The organism is Geodermatophilus sp. YIM 151500 (assembly GCF_025716945.1).
In the GTDB taxonomy this organism is placed as follows: Bacteria; Actinomycetota; Actinomycetes; order Mycobacteriales; family Geodermatophilaceae; genus YIM-151500.
Map to the genome: position 1 here is coordinate 74,842 of NZ_JAOVZT010000006.1, position 17,706 is coordinate 92,547.

Consider the following 17,706-nt stretch of genomic DNA (forward strand, 5'->3'; position numbering starts at 1 on the left):
GCCGTCGTCCGGCACGACCGGGCCGTCGTCCGGCACGACCGGGCCGTCGTCCGGCACGACCGGGCCCGCCGCCCCGGGGGAGGACGGCGGGCCCGATCGGTCGGAGCGGCAGCCGCGCCCGTCAGGTGCGGGTCCGCTCCCCGGTCACGGCGCTGCGGACCGGCCCCACGGCGATGACCAGGCCGGCGAGGGCGCTGACCAGGTGCAGCCAGTTGTCGGCCCAGTTGATGCTGAGGAAGTTGAGCGGCTCGTCCTCGTCCACGGCGAACAGCCCGTAGACGAACGTCGCCCCGTAGGCGACCGCCAGCAACCAGCCGTAGAGCCGGGCGGAGCTCAACGTCCGGCACAGCGCCACCCCGACCACGCCGACGAGGACGTGCACGATGTTGTGCAGCGGGTTGATCGAGAACCCGAGCAGCGTCTCGTCGGGGGTGTGCGCGGCGAACTCGTCGAAACCGGTGACGAAGAAGCCGACGACGCCGACGACGAGGTACGCGGCGCCGATGATCAACGCCAGGAACTGCGGCCAGGTACGGGCCGGTCCGGTGGTGGTTCCGTCGGGGGCCATGGTGGCTCCTCCAGGGCAGGATCCGCCCGTCGCGCCTTGACGGGCGACATCCGGTCTACGCCTCGGAGTCGTCGGTCGGCAGCTTCCTCCGTGCCCTGGGGGTTTTCGTCGTCGAATCGTGACATTCGTTCGACGGTGTTCCGCTACGGGTCAGCGGCGCGTGGTGGGCCGGGGCCGGCGGACGACGAACGGACCGATCGCCAGCAGGTCGACCGGTGCGGAGCCGAAGCACTCCAGGGCGTCGCGCGGATCGTCGACCATCGGCCGCCCGGCGGTGTTCAGGCTGGTGTTGACCACCACGGGGAGGCCGGTGCGCCGTTCGAAGCACTCCAGCATGCGGGCCACCAGCGGCTCGTCGCGTCGGTCGACGGTCTGGATGCGCGCGGTCCCGTCGACGTGCGTGACGGTGGGGATCCGGTCCTTCCAGTCCGGCGCCACGTCGTGCACGAAGAGCATGTACGGCGAGGGGACCGGGCCGCGGCCGAAGATCTCGCTCGCCCGCTCGGCCAGCACCATCGGCGCCACCGGGCGGAACTGCTCGCGGCCCTTGACGTCGTTCATCCGCTCGAGGTTGGCCTCATGGCCGGGGTGGGCCAGCAGCGACCGGTGCCCCAGAGCCCGCGGCCCGTACTCGCTGCGGCCCTGGAACCAGGCGACGATGCCGTTGTCCGCCAGCACCTGCGCGACGGCGTCGGCGACGTCGCGCGGCCGCTCGTAGTCGATCGCCGCCGTGGTCAGCCAGGCCTCGATCTCCTCGTCGGTCCAGCCGCGGCCGAGATCGGCGCCGGGCATGGGGGCGGTGTCGTCGCCCAGGTCACGGGCCACCGACAGGGCCCCGCCGAGCGCGGTGCCGGCGTCGCCGGCGGCCGGCTGCACCCAGACCTGCTCGAACGGCCCCTCGGCGTGGATCCGGCTGTTGGCCACGCAGTTGAGCGCCACGCCGCCGGCGAGGGTCAGCGCCGTGTCGCCGGTCCGGGCGTGCAGCCAGCGCACCAGGTCGAGCAGCGTCTCCTCCAGCCGCAGCTGCACGCTGGCGGCGAGGTCGGCGTGGTCCTGCGTCCACCCGTCGCCCTTGCGCAGCCGGGGCGCGAACTCGGAGAAGTCGACCTTCGCCGTCCGGAAACCGCCGTCGCCGGTGGCGTGGACGAACGGTTCGAGCGCGGCGGCGAAGCGGGGCTTCCCGTAGGAGGCCATCGCCATGACCTTGTACTCGTCGGAGCTGCGCAGGAACCCGAGGTGGTCGGTGAGGTCCTCGTAGAGCAGGCCCAGCGAGTGCGGCAGCGCCTGGCTGGCCAGCACCTCCAGCCGTCCGTCGGTGTACCGGCCGGCGAGGTGGCTGACCGCCTCGCCGCGGCCGTCGAGCACCAGCACCGAGTTGGTCGGGAAGGGGGCGGCCAGGCCGGCGGAGGCGGCGTGCGCCACGTGGTGCGGGACGTAGACGACCTTCTCCGGGGCCAGCCCCGGCAGGTGGTGGGCGAGGAAGGACGGCGCCTGCTCGGCGTACGTCTTCCGCATGGCGTCGCCGGCGTCGTCCAGGCCGGTGTCCTCGGGCGCCTGCATCAGCCGGGGGTCGAAGGAGTAGGCGACGGCGTCGAGGTCCTCGGGTGCGAGCCCGGCGTCGGCGAGGCACCACGCAGCGGAGAGCTCCGGCAGCTCCCACGCGCTCCACGGCAGCGGCCGCTTGCCGTGCTTGCGCCGGCTGAACCGCTCCTCCTCGGCCGCGGAGACGACCCGCCCGTCGACGACGAGCGCCGCCGCCGGGTCGTGGTAGAGGGCGTTGATGCCGAGGACCTTCACGCGCGGGCTCCCTTCGCCGGGCACCGCGCCCGGGCCCGCTGATCATCGGGGGAGCCGTGCGGGGCCGCACGTCGAGACGGCGCGCCCCCGCGGACGACGTCGCCCGGTCGACCGATGGGGAGCCTGCGGCCGGATGCGCCGGGACCGCGCGATCCCACGCCTCCGCACGCGGCAGCGGCGGCGCGATCGCGCGGTCCCGGCCGGGGTGGCGAGCGGTCAGCCGCCGCCGACGAGGTTGCCGAACTGGTCGACGAGCAGGATCACGGAGAAGAAGCCGTAGAACAGCACGGCCCAGACCAGCGCGCCCAGCCGCACGCCGCCGGTGCGGAACTCGGCCGGCAGGGTGCGCCGGTTGAGCTGGATGAGCAGCGCCGAGTACACGAACATCACCAGGCCGTTGAGGGAGCTGGCGATGACCAGCAGGATCAGCGGCTGGGTGACGCCCGACAGCAGGATGACCGACCCGAAGACGATCTCGGCCCAGACGATCGCGAAGTAGATCTTGCTCTCGCTCCACGTCGTGCTGTTCCGGAGGGGACCGGTCTTCAGCACGTCGGCGGTCACCCGGCCGACCATGTCGAGCACCGCGAGGTTGGTCGAGAAGAGCACCACGCTGCCGATCAGCCAGAAGGTCGTCGACAGCCACGAGCCCTGGGCGTCGCCGAGTGCCTCACCCTGGGCGCGGATGAAGTCGAAGCTCTGCGCCTCGGTGGTCCCGACCCCGATGGTCGAGTAGGCGAGCATCATGAAGGTCAGCAGCGCGATCAGGCCGATGACGAAGAAGGTCACGAACTGCTCGCGGTCCGCGACCCGCCACCAGTCGCGCCACCTGCGCATGTTGGCCTCGTCCCGGCGGCACATGAACCCGGTGGTGGGGGCGGCGATCTCCTCGCCCGTGAACGGCGAGACCACCTTGGGCAGGCGGGCCCCCATGGCCAGGCCCTTGTCCCGCACCCAGTTCGACTGGGCCAGGTTCAGGGAGCCGCCGGCGCCGGCGAAGGCGATCGCGCCGAGGAGGGTGGCGGTGCCGATCGTGCTCACGGCTCCGGGCAGCTCGCCCACCGAGACCAGGCCCTCGCCCAGCCCGGCGTAGCCCTCGCCGCCGACCAGGAAGAGCAGCGCGTACACCAGGAACAGCACGATCAACCCGACCATGAAGAACTGGATCTTCTCCACGGTGCGGTACACGACGGGCGAGGCGGTCAGCACCGCGCCGATCAGGACGAGGACGCCGATGGTGATCCAGGGGATCGCGTCCTCGCCGAAGCCGAGGACGAAGCCCAGCGTCGTCGTCCCGCCGGTGGCCCAGCCCGGCCACATCCACGGGACGACGGTCATGATGATGAACAGCCAGCTCCAGGGCTTCCACAGCCGGGTGAACCCGGTGACCGCCGTCTCGCCGGTGACCAGCGTGTACCGCTCGATCTCCATGTTGAGGAAGTACTGCGTGAGCACCCCGATGATGACCAGCCAGACGACGGCGAGCCCGACCTGCGAGGTGATGTAGGGCCACAGCACGAACTCCCCGGACCCGATCGCGCCGGCCAGGAGCAGCACGCTGGGGCCGAGGACCTGCTTGAGCCGGAGCGGCTCGGGCAGGTCCGCGTACGGGACGGCGGGCAGGGCCTTGCTCGGCAGCTCGGTCGCGAGGTCGCCGCCCTGCGGCCGGGGGGAGTCCACGGACATTGCGTCTCCTGGTGGACCGGGGGCGCGCCGTCGCGCCCCGTGGTGGCGCAGAAGGTAGGACCGCCGCGCGGGCGCCACAACCCCGCCACGCCTTCGCGTGACCCTGGCGTGACCCCACCGTGACCAGCGGAGAGGCCGGCCGGTCGGCCCGCCACCCGGCCGATCGGCCGGGTGGCCCGCCCGCCGGTTCCGCGGTGCTCCTCGCCGCGTCGACGTCGGGTCAGGACGGGCGCGGGCGGAGCAGGCCGTGCTCGGTGACGGCGGCCAGGGCGAGGGTCTTGTAGCCGACCTCTTCGAACAGGACGACGAGCCGGTCGTCCTCGACGCGCATCACCATGCCGGGGCCCCACTCGCGGTGCTCGACGGCGGTCTCCGGGGGGAAGGGCGTGTCGGCGTCGTCGTCGCGGTCGGTGGCCGTGCCGTCGGAGCAGGTGTCGCAGTTGCCGCACGGCTCGTCGAGCTGCTCCCCGAAGTAGCCGAGGAGGAACTGGCGGCGGCAGTCGGTGGTCTCGGCGTAGCCGCGCATCATCTCCACGCGGCTCTGGTCGACCTTCTCGTGGTGCTCGGCCAGCTCGTGGGCGGCGGCCGCCGCCTCGGCGGGACCGGGGGCGTCCTCGGCCGGGTGGGCCGCGCCCTCCTCGTCGAGGACGACGGCCGACACCTGCTCGAGCAGGTTCAGGTCGCGGGCCAGCGGGGTGGCGCCCCGGCCGGTCTCCTCGCGCAGCGCCGTGACGTCGACGCCGTCGTCCACGCCGGCCGCTGGAGCCGCTGCCACCAACCCGGCCACCTGCTGCAGCTCCTCCTCGGCGGGGATGCCCGCGGCGAAGAAGCGGCGCAGGCCCAGGTCCTCCTGCCGGTACACGAGCACGGCGAGCGCGGGCTCCCCGTCCCGCCCGGCGCGGCCGATCTCCTGGTAGTAGCTGTCGAGGGAGTCGGCCGGCTCGGCGTGCACCACGAACCGGGTGTCGGGCTTGTCGATCCCCATGCCGAAGGCGGTGGTGGCGACGACGACGTCCAGTTCGTCGTCCATGAACGCGCGCTGGGTGTCCTCGCGCTCGCTCTTCCGGAGGCCCGCGTGGTAGGCGCGGGCGCGGAGCCCGCGCTCGGTGAGCGCCGCGGCGACCTCCTCGGTGCCGCGGCGGGTGGCGCTGTACACGATGCCCGGCACGTGCCCCTCGCCCACCTCGGCGAGGACGCGGTCGAGCACGGCGGCGTCCTTGGCGGCCGCGTCGGCGTGCTGGTCGACCTCCAGCCGGATCTCGGGCCGGTCGAACCCGGCGACCACCACCTCGGGGTCCCGCATGCCGAGCCGCTCGACGATCTCCGCCCGCACCGGCGGGGCGGCGGTCGCGGTGAGCGCGAGCACGGTGGGGTGCCCCAGCTGCTCGATCACGCCGCCGAGCCGCAGGTAGTCGGGCCGGAAGTCGTGCCCCCAGGCGGAGACGCAGTGGGCCTCGTCGACGACGAACAACCTGGGGCCGGCCTGCTCGATCTCGTCGACGACCTCCGGCTTGGTCAGCTGCTCGGGTGCCAGGAACAGGAAGCGGACCGTTCCTTCGCGGAGGCCGTCGAGCGCGTCGCGCTGGTCACCGGCGGACAGCCCGGAGTTGAGCATCGCCGCGCGGCCGGCCTCCGGGATCTCCGCCAGGCGCTCGACCTGGTCTCGCTGCAGGGCGATGAGCGGGGAGACCACCAGCACCGGCCCGTCGAGCAGCTGCCCGGCCACCTGGTAGACGGCGGACTTGCCGGCGCCCGAGGGGAGCACGGCGAGCGTGTCGCGCCCGCCGACGACGGCCTGCATCGCGCGCTCCTGCCCGGGGCGGAACTCCGCGTAGCCGAGGACGTCGCGCGCGACCTCGCGGATCCGGCGGGTGCGGACGGCGGCGGTCGCGCCGGCCGGGTTGTCGTCCGATGTCCTGCTGCGGGCCACGGGCACCGACCGCGACTGCCCGGGGCCGGTGATCGGCAAACGGCGGGCCGCCCACTGCGACGGCCGCCGCGCTGTCACCGGCGCCGTCCGGAGCCCGTCCGGGCGGTGTTCACGGCGGCGTCCACGGCGGCCGGACCTCGCCCGTGGTGCCCGACCTCGTGCTGCAGCGTGAGGTCGGGCACCGTGCCGGGAGGACCGCGGGCCCGCGCTCCACCGTCGTCCGCTCGTGCGGAACATCCGACGCTTGCCGACGCCGCAGTTGCGGATCTACCGTGGGGTGCGTGCCTGCCGTCTACCGCATCGCCGAGGCCGCCGCGCTGCTCGGCGTCAGCGACGACACCGTCCGGCGCTGGATCGACAGCGACCGGCTGCCCGCCCGTCGCGAGGGCGGAGGGCCCGCCCAGGTCGACGGCGCCGACCTCGCCCGCGTGGCGGTCACGCTGCACGAGCCGCCGGCGCCCGGCGCCACCCGATCCTCCTCGGCCCGCAACCGGCTGGCCGGCATCGTCACGCGCGTCGTCCGCGACACGGTCATGGCGCAGGTCGAGATCCAGGCCGGTCCGTTCCGGCTGGTCTCGCTGATGTCGCGGGAGGCGGCCGACGAGCTGGGCCTGGAGGTGGGTGTGCGCGCCGTGGCCACGGTCAAGGCGACCCAGGTCAGCGTGGACGTGCCATGAGACGGACGGCGGCCCTCGCGGTCCTCCTCTCCCTGGCCGGGTGCGGCGGCGGAGGAGGCCTCACGCCCGCGGGCGAGGCGGAGGTGGCGGCCGACCCGACGGGCGGTGACGAGGGCCTCACCGGCACGCTGACCGTCTTCGCCGCAGCCTCGCTCACCGACGTCTTCACCGGCCTCGGGGAGCGCCTCGAGGTGGAGCACCCGCAGCTCGACGTCCGCTTCAACTTCGCGGGCAGCTCCGCCCTGGCGCAGCAGATCGCGCAGGGTGCCCCGGCCGACGTCTTCGCGTCGGCGGCCGAGGGGCCCATGGCCACGGTCACCGACGCCGGTCTCGCCGAGGACGCCGAGGTCTTCGCGCGGAACCCGCTGGTGCTCGCCGTCCCCGTCGACAACCCGGCGGGCATCGAACCGCCCGCAACCGCGGGTCTGCCCGGCCTGGCCGACCTGCTCGTGCCCGAGCACACCGTCGCCGTCTGCGCTCCCGAGGTGCCGTGCGGTGCGGCAGCTGCCGAGGTGCTCGGTTCCGCCGGTCTCGCCGACGCCCCGGACACCTACGACGACGACGTCCGCGCCGTGCTCACCAAGGTCGAGCTGGGCGAGGTCGACGCCGGGCTGGTCTACGTCTCCGACGTCCGCGCGGCCGGCGACGCCGTCCTCGCCTACGCCTTCCGGGAGTCGGCGCGGGCGGTGAACGCCTACCCGGTGGCCGTGCTGGCCGATGCGCCGAACGCGGAGGCCGGGCGGGCCTTCGTCGACCTCGTGCTCTCGGAGGAGGGCCGCCGGGCGCTGACCGACGCCGGCTTCCAGCAGCCGTGAGCCGGCACCGGGGCGGGGTCCCGGCGCCGTTGCTGGTCCCGGCGCTGCTGGCGGTCGCCTTCCTGGTGCTGCCGCTGGCCGGCCTGCTCGTGCGGGCGCCGTGGCCGGACCTGCTGCCGCAGTTGACGACGCCCGCGGTCGGCGAGGCGCTGCGGCTGTCGTTGGTGTCGGCGACCCTGGCCACGCTGGTGTCGCTCGTGCTCGGCGTGCCGCTGGCCTGGGTGCTCGCCCGGACGCGGGCCCGCGGGCGGTCGCTGCTGCGCGCCCTGGTGACCGTGCCCCTGGTGCTGCCGCCCGTGGTCGGCGGCGTCGCGCTCTTCCTCGTGCTCGGCCGGCAGGGGCTGCTCGGCCGGTGGCTCGACGAGGCGTTCGGGGTGACCGTCCCGTTCACCACGACGGCGGTGGTCATCGCCGAGACCTTCGTCGCGATGCCGTTCCTGGTGATCAGCGTGGAAGGAGCGCTGCGCGCGGCCGACGTCCGCTTCGACGATGCCGCCGCGACGCTCGGCGCCGACCGGTGGACGACGTTCCGCCGCGTGACGCTGCCGCTCGTCGCGCCCGGGATCGCGGCCGGGGCGGTGCTGTGCTGGGCTCGGGCGCTGGGCGAGTTCGGGGCGACCATCACCTTCGCCGGCAACTTCCCGGGGACGACGCAAACGATGCCGCTGGCCGTCTACCTGGCGCTGCAGCAGGAGCCGGAGGCGGCGATCGTGCTCTCGCTCGTCCTGCTGGCCGTCTCGCTGGCCACGCTGCTGCTGCTGCGCGACCGCTGGCTGGGCCGCGCGTCGGTGTCCGCGTGAAGACGGCCGCGTCAGGACGGCGGCGTGAGGACGGCGGCGTGAGGACGGCGGCGTGAGGACGGCGGCGTGAGCCTCGCGGCGGAGGTGCGGGTGCGGCGGGGACCGCTCGCGGTCGCGCTCGACCTGGAGGTGGACGACGGCGGCGTCCTCGCGGTGCTCGGTCCCAACGGGGCGGGCAAGTCCACGCTGCTGCGGGTGCTGGCCGGGCTGCTCGAGCCCGACGACGCGCGCGTCCTCGTCGACGGGGTGGTGTGGGACGACGTCGCCGCGGGCGTGCACCTGCCGGCGCACCGCCGTCCGCTGGGCATGGTGTTCCAGGACCACCTGCTCTTCCCGCACCTGTCGGTCACCGAGAACGTCGCGTTCGGGCTGCGGTGCCGGGGCGTGCGCCGGGCGGCGGCGCGGGCCGCGGCGGGCGAGTGGCTGGCCCGGGTCGGCCTCGACGGGCTGGGTGACCGGCGGCCCGGCGCGCTGTCCGGCGGCCAGGCGCAGCGGGTGGCGCTGGCCCGCGCCCTGGTGGGCGCTCCGGCGCTGCTGCTGCTCGACGAGCCGCTGTCGGCGCTCGACGCGCGCACGCGGCTGACCGTGCGCGCCGAGCTGCGCCGGCACCTCGGCGAGTTCGCCGGCAGCACGGTGCTCGTCACCCACGACCCGGTCGACGCGATGGCGCTGGCCGACCGGGTGCTGGTCGTCGAGGACGGTGCCGTCGTCCAGGCCGGGACGCCGGCGGACGTCAGCCGCCACCCCCGCACCGACTACGTCGCCCGGCTGGTGGGGCTGTCGCTGCTGCCGGGCGTGGCGTCCGGGCGCAGGGTGCGGCTCGACGGCGGGGGAGTGGTCGCCGTCGCCGAGGAGGCCGACGGTCCGGTCTTCGCCGCCGTCCGCCCGGAGTCGGTGGCGCTGTTCCTCAGCCGGCCCGACGGCAGCCCGCGCAACGTCTGGCCGGTGCGGCTGACCGGCGCCACGCCGCACGGGGCGACGGTGCGCTGCGAGCTCGACGGCGAGGTGCCGCTGGTGGCCGACGTGACCGCGGCGGCGTTCGCCGAGATGGGCCTGGCGCCGGGCGCGCGGGTGTGGGCGGCGGTCAAGGCGTCGGAGGTCGCCGTCTACACCCGCTGAGGTGCCGTGCGGCCTGGCAGGGTGGCGGGGGTGGTCGTGCAGCCGGTCGTCGCCGCCGTCGTCCTCGCCGCCGGGGGTGGACGGCGCTACGGCATGCCCAAGGCGCTGGTGGAGCACGAGGGCAGCCTGCTGGTGGAGCGGGCGGTCCGGACGGCGCGGGCGGTGTGCGACCCGGTGCTCGTCGTCCTCGGCGCGCGCGCGGTGGACGTGTGGCGCACCGCCGACCTGGCCGGCGCCACCGTCCTGGCCAACCGCGACTGGGAATCGGGCATGGCCTCGTCCCTGCGCACCGGGCTCGACGGCCTGCGCGGCTGGCCGGGCCGGATCGACGCCGCGCTGGTCACGCTGGTCGACATGCCCGGGATGACGCCGGCGGCGCTGCAGCGGATGGCGGACCGGGCCTCCCCGGGCGCGCTCGCGGTGGCCAGCTACGCCGGCGTCCGGGGGCACCCGGTCCTGCTCGGCCGGGACCACTGGGCCGGCGTGGCCGCCGGCGCCACCGGGGACGAGGGTGCCCGCCGCTACCTGGCCGCCCACGGCGCCGACGAGGTCGACTGCACGGGGCTGGCCGATCCGACCGATCTGGACGTGCCCCCGGCACTGCCGCCCGGGTCGGGGTGACCGGACGGCGGGGTGCCGGCCGCCGGACGCGGCTCGGTGGACGCCGGGTCAGCCGCGGCGCGTCGGCGGTTCGCCCTCGGCGAGCGCCTCCTCCGCCGCGGCGCGGTCGTAGGCGCAGGCGTCGGCGACGTCGTCGGCCGGGGAGGCCGCGGAACCGCCTCCGCCCGCCGGCGCCGGGGACGGCGCGGCCGCCGAACCGGAGGCCGGTGCCTCCCCCGCCGGCGCAGCCGGCGTGCTGCCGGCCGTGGCGGTGCCCGCGGGGCTGGCCGGCGCCTCCGACCCGAGGGCCGTCTGGACCACGAACCGCATCTCGTCGTAGTCCGGGTACGCCGGCGTGATCACCGTGTCGTCGAAGACCACGCTCCGGATGCCGGCGCCCTTCACCTTGAGCGCGAGGTCGGCGAAGGCCGGGACGACGGACTGCGGGATGTCGGTGCTGACGATGTCCTGGGTGGTGGCGGCGAGCTCCTGGTACTGGCGCAGCAGGGTGACCGGGTCGGCCGCGGCGACGATCGCGTCGATCATGCAGCGCTGGCGGTCCATCCGCTGGTAGTCCGTGAGGCCGAAGCGCCCGCGGGCGAAGTGGAGCGCGCGCTGCCCGTCCATGTGCTGGTTCGGGCCGGGGGCGATGTAGTCGTCGGGCAGGATGCCGATCGTCGGCTCGCCGTTGATCGGCACCCAGTAGTTGACGTTGACGGTGATCCCGCCCAGCGCGTCGACCAGCCGGCTGAAGCCGTCGAGGTTGACCAGCACGTAGTAGTCGATGGTGAGGCCCAGCGCCTCGCCGACGCCCAGCTTGAGGAAGTCGGCGCCGGGGTTGTCGGTCGGGCCCAGGACGTCGGGGTTGTCGGCGGGGCCGTTCCGGTAGACGGCGTTGAGCAGGCTCTCGCTCTCGCTGCCCGACCAGAAGCCGTCCGGGTAGACGTCGGCCAGCGGGCTGTCCTCGGGGAAGGGCAGCTCCTGCAGGTTGCGCGGCAGGCTGAAGGTCGTCGTCGCGCCGGTGTCGGTGTCGATGCTGGCGACGATGACGGTGTCGGTGCGTACGCCCTCGCGGCCGTCGCCGCCGTCGCCGCCGAGCAGCAGGACGTTGACCCGCTCCTTGTCCCACAGCGGCGTGGCCTCGACCGTGGCCGACTGCACGTCGTCGGTGAACAGGTTCGACACCAGGTTCCGCTGGACGGCGGCCAGGTGGGCCACCTCGAAGGGCGGCGCGGCCACCCCCAGGGCCAGCAGCGTCACGACCGCGCCGCCGAGCACGTGCTGGGCGCGGGTCGTGTCGTCGGGGGCGAGCATGCGGTAGCCGGCGATGATGACCAGCGCCCAGACGACGGCGATGCCCACGGCCCCGACGATGATGAGCAGCAGGGCGGTGGGGTTGACGGCCAGCCGGACGGCGACGTCGCGGCCGGCCGTCGCCAACCAGGCCAGGACGGCGGCCAGCACCAGGGCGCCGCCGAGGACCGTCCAGCCGATCCGCCGCGCACCCGCGGCCAGCAGCGCCGTCCCGGGGAGCAGCGCGCCGAGGACGGTCCGTCCGAGCACGTGCCCGAAGCGCGGCGCGGGACCGGCGGGCACCGCGGCGGAGGACCCGCCCGCCGCGGCACGCGGCGGAGTGGTGCCCCCGCCGCGGACGGGAGGCCGGCCGGTTCCGCCGGACGGTCGTGGCCGCGGCGGCCGGCCGGCCCGTGGGTCCAGCCGCGGCGGCAGGGGGCGGCCGGAGGGGGCGCCCGTCCGCTCGCTGCGTACTCGGTCCACGGGATTCCTCACTGACGGTCGGGGCGGACGGCGCGGTCGACGACGACCGGTGCCGCGAGCGCCGCGCGGCGGTCGACATGTCGTCCCCCGCGGGGACGGTCGTCGGATCGTAGGCACGGCGGCCGGCGTACGAGGCACAACGACACGTACCGACGATCCGTGCCCGGAACGGTTCTTCCCAACGGTCGCACGGGTCCCAGCCCGGACGGTGGCGCCCGGCGAGGGGCGCGGGCGCGGCGGGCGCTCGCGGAGCGCCGGACCTGGGCGGGCGGCGGCCGCGACGCGGGTACCGTGCGGGCGTGAGCAGCCCACCGCTGATCGCGCGCGTCGTCGACGAGCCGCTGTCGATCGCCGAGCACGAGGACGCCGTGGCCGACAAGGCGGCCGGTGCCTTGGTCAGCTTTGCCGGCGTCGTCCGCGACCACGACGGCGGCCGGTCGGTGACCGAGCTGGAGTACGTCGGCCATCCCACCGCCCAGGACGTCCTCGCTGAGCTCGCCGCGGAGTTCGCCGCGCGGCCGGAGGTGCAGGGCGTCGCCGTCTCCCACCGGGTCGGCCTGCTGGGTGTCGGCGACGTCGCGCTGGCCTGCGCGGTGAGCACGGCGCACCGCGCGGCGGCCTTCGCCGCCTGCGCCGAGCTGGTCGACGAGGTGAAGAAGCGGCTGCCGATCTGGAAGCGGCAGGTCTTCACCGACGGCCAGGAGGAATGGGTCGCCTGCCCCTGAGCCCGTCGTGTGCCGGCGGGCGGCCGGCCCCCGGTCGACGGGTCAGCGAGCGCCCTGGCCGGCGAGCCCGTCGTCGTCGGGGTGGCGTCGGTCGCCGCGCCCGGTCTGCTCGTCCTCGGCCTCGGCCTCCAGGCGGTGGGCCTCGCCGGCCGCGGTCGCCGCGGCGTCACCGTGCGACTGCCCGTAGACCTCCTCGGCGCGGCCGAGCAGCTGTTCGGCCTTGGCCTTCGTCCTCTCCCAGATGCGCATCGCGCCATCCTCCCGCAGATCGTGCAGGTCAGCCGCCCGGCAGCCCCGGTCAGCCGCCGGCGAACGGGGGCAGCACGTCGACCGTCGCCCCCGGCGACAGGACCAACGCGCGGTCGCGCGTGGACGTGCCGTCGACGAGGAACGAGCACGCGGGCAGCACCCGCGCGAGCCGGTCACCGTGCGCGGCGGCGAGCGCGGTGACCAGCTCGTCGAGGGTCGCGGCGCTGCGCTGCTCGGCGTCGACCCCCGCGGCCGCCCGGGCACCGGCGAAGAACCGCACCGTCACGGGCGCCGGAGCCCCGGCGGGGGAGGAGGGGCCGGGGGACACGTCAGCCGCCGATCGCCGACATCGGCCGGGCCGGCTGCAGGAAGCTCGGGTCGTCGATGCCGTGGCCGGGCAGCTTGCCGAGGGTGGCGACCCGCCAGCGGTCGGCCAGCTCCTCGTCGGTGGCGCCCTCGCGCAGCGGCGTCCGCAGGTCGGACTCCTCCCGGGCGAACAGGCAGTTGCGCACCTGGCCGTCGGCGGTGAGCCGGGTGCGGTCGCAGGCGCCGCAGAAGCTGCGGGTCACCGAGGCGATGACGCCGACCGTCGCCGGTCCGCCGTCCACCAGCCAGCGCTCGGCGGGGGCGGAGCCGCGCTCCTCGACGTCCGGTGCGAGGTCGTGGGCCTGCGACAGCCGGGTCAGGATGTCTTCGGCCGTGACCATCTCGCCGCGGGTCCAGGCGTGGTGGGCGTCCAGCGGCATCTGCTCGATGAACCGCAGCTGGTAGCCGTGCTCGAGGCAGAAGTCGAGCAGCGGGACCGCGTCGATCTCGTTGATGCCGCGCATCAGCACCGCGTTGACCTTGACCGGGGTCAGCCCCGCCCGCTGCGCGGCGGCCAGTCCGGCGAGGACGTCGGCGAGCCGGTCGCGGTGCGCGAGCTGCTGGAAGCGCCCGCGGTCGAGGGTGTCGAGGCTGACGTTGATCCGGTCGAGCCCCGCCGCGGCCAGCGCCGGCGCCACGCGGGTCAACCCGATCCCGTTGGTGGTCAGCGAGACCTCCGGGCGCGGCGACAGGGCCGTCGCCGCGGCGACGATGCCCACCAGCCCGGGGCGCAGCAGCGGCTCTCCGCCGGTGAACCGGACCTCGCGGATGCCCAGCTGCTCGACGCCGATGCGCACCAGCCGGGCGACCTCGTCGTCGGTGAGCACCTCGACCTTGGGCAGCCAGGCCAACCCCTCCGGCGGCATGCAGTAGGTGCAGCGCAGGTTGCAGCGGTCGGTCAGCGAGACCCGGAGGTCGGTGGCGACCCGCCCGTAGCGGTCGACCAGCCCGCCGGTGCCGGGGGCGTCGTCGGCGCGCGGGCGCAGCCGCGGCGTCGGCAGCTCGGTCGAGGTCACGGTCCCGAGCGTAATAGCGGACGCCGACATCGAGCCCCTCCGGAGCCGGGATCCCCCGACCCGGCGGCTCGGGTGCCGGCCGGAAAGGACGGGCGGACCGTCGGGGGTCGTTGCTACCGTCGCGGGGCCACCCGAGAGGAACGCGGACAGAGCCCGCACTCGCCCGTGGCCAGGAAGCGCGAGCCGACCAGTGTCACCCCGCACCGTCTTCGCCCCGTACGTCCGCCTGTTCGCCGTCCCCGGCGCCCGCTCGTTCGCCCCGTCCGCCGCGGTGGCGCGGCTGCCCATCGCGACCCTCGGCCTGGGCGCGGTGCTGCTGCTCGCCGCCGAGACCGGCAGCTACGGCCTGGCCGGCACGATCGCCGGCACCATCGCGCTGTTCGGCTCCCTGGCCGGGCCGGCCTGGGCGCGGGCCATGGACCGCCGCGGTCAGGGGCGCGTGCTGCGCCTGGCGACCGTCGGCTTCCTCGCCTCGGGGACGGCCTTCCTCGCCGCCGTCCTCGCCGGCGCGCCGCTGTGGTCGTGGTTCGCCCTGGCCGCGCTCACCGGCTCCTGCGAACCCAACATCGGGTCCCTGGTGCGCGCCCGCTGGGCGTTCGCCCTGGCCCACGACGAGCGGCAACGGCTGACCGCCTTCGCGTTCGAGTCGGTGGTCGACGAGGTGGTGTTCGTGATCGGCCCGCCGCTGGTCACGCTGCTGGCCGCGCTGATCGCGCCGCCGGCCGGCTTCCTCACCGGCCTGCTGCTCGGGGTGTCCGGCGCGTTGTGGCTGTCGACGCTGCGGGCGAGCGAGCCCCCGGTCCACCCGCCCGAGTCCGACGGCCGGGGCCGGCGCGCGGCGGCGCTGGACCCGGCGGTGCTCGTGGTGGGCGTCGCCTACCTGGCCGTCGGCACCGTGTTCGGGGCGATGGACGTCGTCGTGGTCGGCTTCGCCGACGAGCAGGACGTACCGGTCATGGCCGGCGTCGCCCTCGCCGCCTACGCGTCCGGCAGCCTCGTCGCGGGGCTGGCCTACGGCGTGGCCCGGCTGCCCGGCACGCTGGCCGCGCGCTTCCTGGGCTGCGCGCTGTTCTTCGGCGGTGCGGCACAGGGCCTGCTGTTCGTCGCATCGGTGCCCGGCCTGATCGCCGCCGCCTTCGTCGCGGGCCTGGCCATCGCGCCGGTGCTGGTCGCCGGGATGTCGCTGGTGGAGACGCGGGTGCCTCGCTCCGCGGTCAACGAGGGACTGGCCTGGACGTCGACGGGGCTGACGCTCGGCGTCACGGCCGGGGCCGCGGTGGCCGGCGTGGCCGTCGACGCCTGGGGTGCCGAGGGGGCCTTCGCCGTCCCGGCCGGCGCCGCCGCCCTGGCCGCCCTGCTCGCCGTCGTGGGCACGCCCGCCCTCCGGCTGCGGCCGCGCGTCGGGTCGGCGCGGTCGTGACCGTCCGCGTGCGTCCGCTGGCCGACGACGAGCTTCCCGCGGCCTGGGAGCTCGGACGGCTGGCGTTCGGCGGCCGCCGCGAGCCGCCGCCGGAGATGCTGCGCCCGGTGCCCGGCATCCTGCGGCTGGGCGCCTTCGACGACCGCGGGCGGCTGGTCGGGAAGGCCACGGACACCGGGCACGAGCAGTGGTGGGGTGGGCGGCGGCTGGCGACCGCCGACGTCGGCGGGGTCGCCGTCGCTCCCGAGGCGCGCGGCACGGGAGTCGCGCGGGCGGTGCTGACCGACCTGCTGGCCCGTGCGCGCGAGCGCGGCGCGGCGGTGAGCGCGCTGTTCCCCACCGTCTCGGCGCCGTACCGGTCGCTGGGCTGGGAGGTGGCCGGCGAGCTGGTCGGCATCGATCTCGACGCCGCGGCATTGACGCGCGGGCGGGCGCCGGGCACCTCGGTCCGCCCCGGGCGGCCGGGTGACCTCCCGGCCGTCACGGACCTCTACGAGCGGATCGCCTGGTCCCGTTCCGGGCTGCTCACCCGTCGCGGCGGCGCCTTCGACCTGCCCTCCGACGGCCCCTGGCCGAACGGTGCCGACGGCGCCACCCTCGTCGAGCAGGACGGCGTCCTCACCGGCGCCCTGGTGTACCGGCGCGGCAGCGGCTACGGCTCCGACGCCCGGTTGACCGCCGACGATCTGCTGGCCACGACCCCCGAGGCGGCGCACGCCCTCGTCGGCGTCCTCGGCAGCTGGGCGACCGTGACGCCGACGGTGCGCCTGCCACTGCTGCGCGGTGACGCGGTCAGCGCCCTGCTGCCGCTCGAGCGGGCCCGGCCCGTCAGCCGCGACGTGTGGATGCACCGGCCGGTCGACGTCGTCCGGGCCGTCGCCGACCGCGGATGGCCGACGGCCGCCCGCGGGCGGGTCGCCTTCCGGCTCGCCGACGACGTCGCGCCGTGGAACGCCGGCGATTGGGAGCTGGTCGTCGAGGACGGCGGCGCCGAGCTGCGCGTGGCCGGCCGCGAGCCCGACCTGTGGCTCACCGTCCGCGGCTTCGCCGTCCTGTACTGCGGGGCGAGCAGCGGGTGCGCCGCGGTGCAGGCCGGACTCGCCGGCGGGGCGGACCCGGCCCGTCTGGACCTGCTCGCCGCCGGGCCGCGGGCGGAGCTGCTCGACTACTTCTGACGGCGAGACGTGCGCCACGGGTTGGCGCCGGGGACGGCGGGTAGGACCGCACCGGTCCGGTTGCGCGCGACCCGGTCCCGCGCGACACCCCCCGCACGACCCACCCGAGGAGGGCCCCGCATGGCTTCCGTGCCCACCGTCCGGCTCAACAACGGCGTCGAGATCCCGCAGCTCGGCTTCGGCGTCTTCCAGATCCCGCCCGATGACACGGTCGAGGCGACCCGTGTCGCGCTGGAGGTCGGCTACCGGCACATCGACACCGCGGAGATGTACGGCAACGAGAAGGAGGTCGGCCGGGCGGTCCGCGAGTCCGGCGTCGACCGGTCCGAGGTATTCGTCACCAGCAAGCTGAACAACGGCTTCCACGCCCGGGACGACGCGCTGAAGGCCTTCGACCAGACCCTCCGCGACCTCGACTTCGACTACCTCGACCTGTTCCTCGTGCACTGGCCGCTGCCGGGCATCGACGTCGACTACGTCGAGACGTGGAAGGCGATGGAGGAGATCTACGCGAGCGGCCGCTGCCGCGCGATCGGCGTCTCCAACTTCCAGCCGCACCACCTGCGCCGGTTGTTCGCCGAGTCGGAGGTCCGGCCCGCGGTCAACCAGATCGAGGTGCACCCCTACCTGACCCAGGACGACGTCCGCGCCTTCGGCGCCGACCACCAGATCGCCACGGAGGCCTGGTCGCCGATCGCGCAGGGCAAGGTGCTCGACGACCCCGCGGTCGTCCGCGTCGCCGAGCGCGTCGGCCGCACGCCGGCCCAGGTGGTGCTGCGCTGGCACGTGCAGCGGGGCGACATCGTGTTCCCGAAGTCGGTCACCCGCAGCCGGGTCGAGGAGAACTTCGCGCTGTTCGACTTCTCCCTCGACGACGACGCGATGGGCGACCTGTCGGCGCTGAACCGCGACGAGCGGATCGGCCCGGACCCGGACGAGTTCAACTACATACCGTGACGCTCCGCGTCACATCGCCGCCAGCTGCCG

The 17,706-nt window shown here is 75.3% G+C and carries 17 protein-coding genes; 9 read left to right on the forward strand and 8 right to left on the reverse strand.

The window, feature by feature from the left end; all coding sequences use genetic code 11:
- Positions 1 to 121: 121 nt before the first annotated feature.
- From OF117_RS11950 to OF117_RS11965, 4 genes are all read right to left on the reverse strand, one after another.
- Entirely contained in the window at positions 122 to 568 is a 447-nt protein-coding gene (locus tag OF117_RS11950) for a DUF4383 domain-containing protein (RefSeq protein WP_263553062.1), read from the reverse strand.
- A gap of 150 nt (positions 569 to 718) precedes the next feature.
- On the reverse strand, positions 719 to 2,365 hold the full coding sequence (locus OF117_RS11955; protein WP_263553063.1) for a carbamoyltransferase: 1,647 nt from the start codon (positions 2,363 to 2,365) through the stop codon (positions 719 to 721).
- A gap of 216 nt (positions 2,366 to 2,581) precedes the next feature.
- On the reverse strand, positions 2,582 to 4,045 hold the full coding sequence (locus tag OF117_RS11960; RefSeq protein WP_263553064.1) for an Nramp family divalent metal transporter: 1,464 nt from the start codon (positions 4,043 to 4,045) through the stop codon (positions 2,582 to 2,584).
- 226 nt (positions 4,046 to 4,271) lie between these two features.
- Positions 4,272 to 5,981 carry a RecQ family ATP-dependent DNA helicase gene (locus OF117_RS11965; RefSeq protein ID WP_263553065.1) on the reverse strand — a complete coding sequence of 570 codons (1,710 nt, stop codon included), beginning with the start codon at positions 5,979 to 5,981 and terminating at the stop codon, positions 4,272 to 4,274.
- A 281-nt stretch (positions 5,982 to 6,262) separates the two neighbouring features.
- On the opposite strand from OF117_RS11965, the gene OF117_RS11970 reads away from it, so the two are divergent.
- The 5 genes from OF117_RS11970 (at position 6,263) to OF117_RS11990 (ending at position 10,013) form a co-directional block, all read left to right on the forward strand.
- On the forward strand, positions 6,263 to 6,658 hold the full coding sequence (locus OF117_RS11970; RefSeq protein ID WP_263553066.1) for a molybdopterin-binding protein: 396 nt from the start codon (positions 6,263 to 6,265) through the stop codon (positions 6,656 to 6,658).
- A complete protein-coding gene (gene modA / locus OF117_RS11975) occupies positions 6,655 to 7,473 on the forward strand; it encodes a molybdate ABC transporter substrate-binding protein (RefSeq protein WP_263553067.1) in 819 nt (272 codons plus the stop codon). The genes OF117_RS11970 and modA overlap by 4 nt, the downstream gene beginning before the upstream one ends.
- Positions 7,470 to 8,273, forward strand: a complete 804-nt coding sequence (locus tag OF117_RS11980; RefSeq protein ID WP_263553068.1) for an ABC transporter permease — start codon at positions 7,470 to 7,472, stop codon at positions 8,271 to 8,273. The genes modA and OF117_RS11980 overlap by 4 nt, the downstream gene beginning before the upstream one ends.
- Before the next feature lie 66 nt (positions 8,274 to 8,339).
- On the forward strand, positions 8,340 to 9,392 hold the full coding sequence (locus tag OF117_RS11985; protein WP_263553069.1) for an ABC transporter ATP-binding protein: 1,053 nt from the start codon (positions 8,340 to 8,342) through the stop codon (positions 9,390 to 9,392).
- 30 nt (positions 9,393 to 9,422) lie between these two features.
- On the forward strand, positions 9,423 to 10,013 hold the full coding sequence (locus OF117_RS11990) for an NTP transferase domain-containing protein (RefSeq protein ID WP_263553070.1): 591 nt from the start codon (positions 9,423 to 9,425) through the stop codon (positions 10,011 to 10,013).
- 48 nt (positions 10,014 to 10,061) lie between these two features.
- Here the strand turns inward: OF117_RS11990 and OF117_RS11995 are convergent, their stop codons facing one another.
- Entirely contained in the window at positions 10,062 to 11,555 is a 1,494-nt protein-coding gene (locus OF117_RS11995) for an LCP family protein (protein ID WP_263553071.1), read from the reverse strand.
- A 512-nt stretch (positions 11,556 to 12,067) separates the two neighbouring features.
- Here OF117_RS11995 and OF117_RS12000 point away from each other — a divergent pair.
- Positions 12,068 to 12,493, forward strand: a complete 426-nt coding sequence (locus OF117_RS12000; RefSeq protein WP_263553072.1) for a molybdenum cofactor biosynthesis protein MoaE — start codon at positions 12,068 to 12,070, stop codon at positions 12,491 to 12,493.
- Positions 12,494 to 12,535: 42 nt separating this feature from the next.
- Here OF117_RS12000 and OF117_RS12005 read toward each other — a convergent pair whose 3' ends face one another.
- From OF117_RS12005 to moaA, 3 genes are read right to left on the reverse strand one after another with little or no spacing between them, the layout of a single operon-like run.
- Complete coding sequence (locus tag OF117_RS12005) at positions 12,536 to 12,742, reverse strand: hypothetical protein (RefSeq protein ID WP_263553073.1); 207 nt, start codon at positions 12,740 to 12,742, stop codon at positions 12,536 to 12,538.
- A 49-nt stretch (positions 12,743 to 12,791) separates the two neighbouring features.
- Positions 12,792 to 13,028: a MoaD/ThiS family protein gene (locus OF117_RS12010; protein WP_263553074.1), complete on the reverse strand. Its 237-nt coding sequence runs from the start codon at positions 13,026 to 13,028 to the stop codon at positions 12,792 to 12,794.
- Positions 13,029 to 13,071: 43 nt separating this feature from the next.
- On the reverse strand, positions 13,072 to 14,124 hold the full coding sequence (gene moaA, locus OF117_RS12015) for a GTP 3',8-cyclase MoaA (protein ID WP_263553075.1): 1,053 nt from the start codon (positions 14,122 to 14,124) through the stop codon (positions 13,072 to 13,074).
- A gap of 190 nt (positions 14,125 to 14,314) precedes the next feature.
- On the opposite strand from moaA, the gene OF117_RS12020 reads away from it, so the two are divergent.
- The 3 genes from OF117_RS12020 to OF117_RS12030 all read left to right on the forward strand — a co-directional run bounded on the left by OF117_RS12020 (position 14,315) and on the right by OF117_RS12030 (position 17,676).
- The gene (locus tag OF117_RS12020; RefSeq protein ID WP_263553076.1) at positions 14,315 to 15,544 is read left to right on the forward strand and encodes an MFS transporter; all 1,230 of its coding nucleotides are present in this window, start codon (positions 14,315 to 14,317) and stop codon (positions 15,542 to 15,544) included.
- On the forward strand, positions 15,541 to 16,719 hold the full coding sequence (gene eis / locus OF117_RS12025) for an enhanced intracellular survival protein Eis (protein ID WP_263553077.1): 1,179 nt from the start codon (positions 15,541 to 15,543) through the stop codon (positions 16,717 to 16,719). Before OF117_RS12020 ends, eis begins: the two co-directional genes overlap by 4 nt.
- Before the next feature lie 120 nt (positions 16,720 to 16,839).
- Complete coding sequence (locus OF117_RS12030; RefSeq protein ID WP_263553078.1) at positions 16,840 to 17,676, forward strand: aldo/keto reductase; 837 nt, start codon at positions 16,840 to 16,842, stop codon at positions 17,674 to 17,676.
- Positions 17,677 to 17,706: the final 30 nt, after the last annotated feature.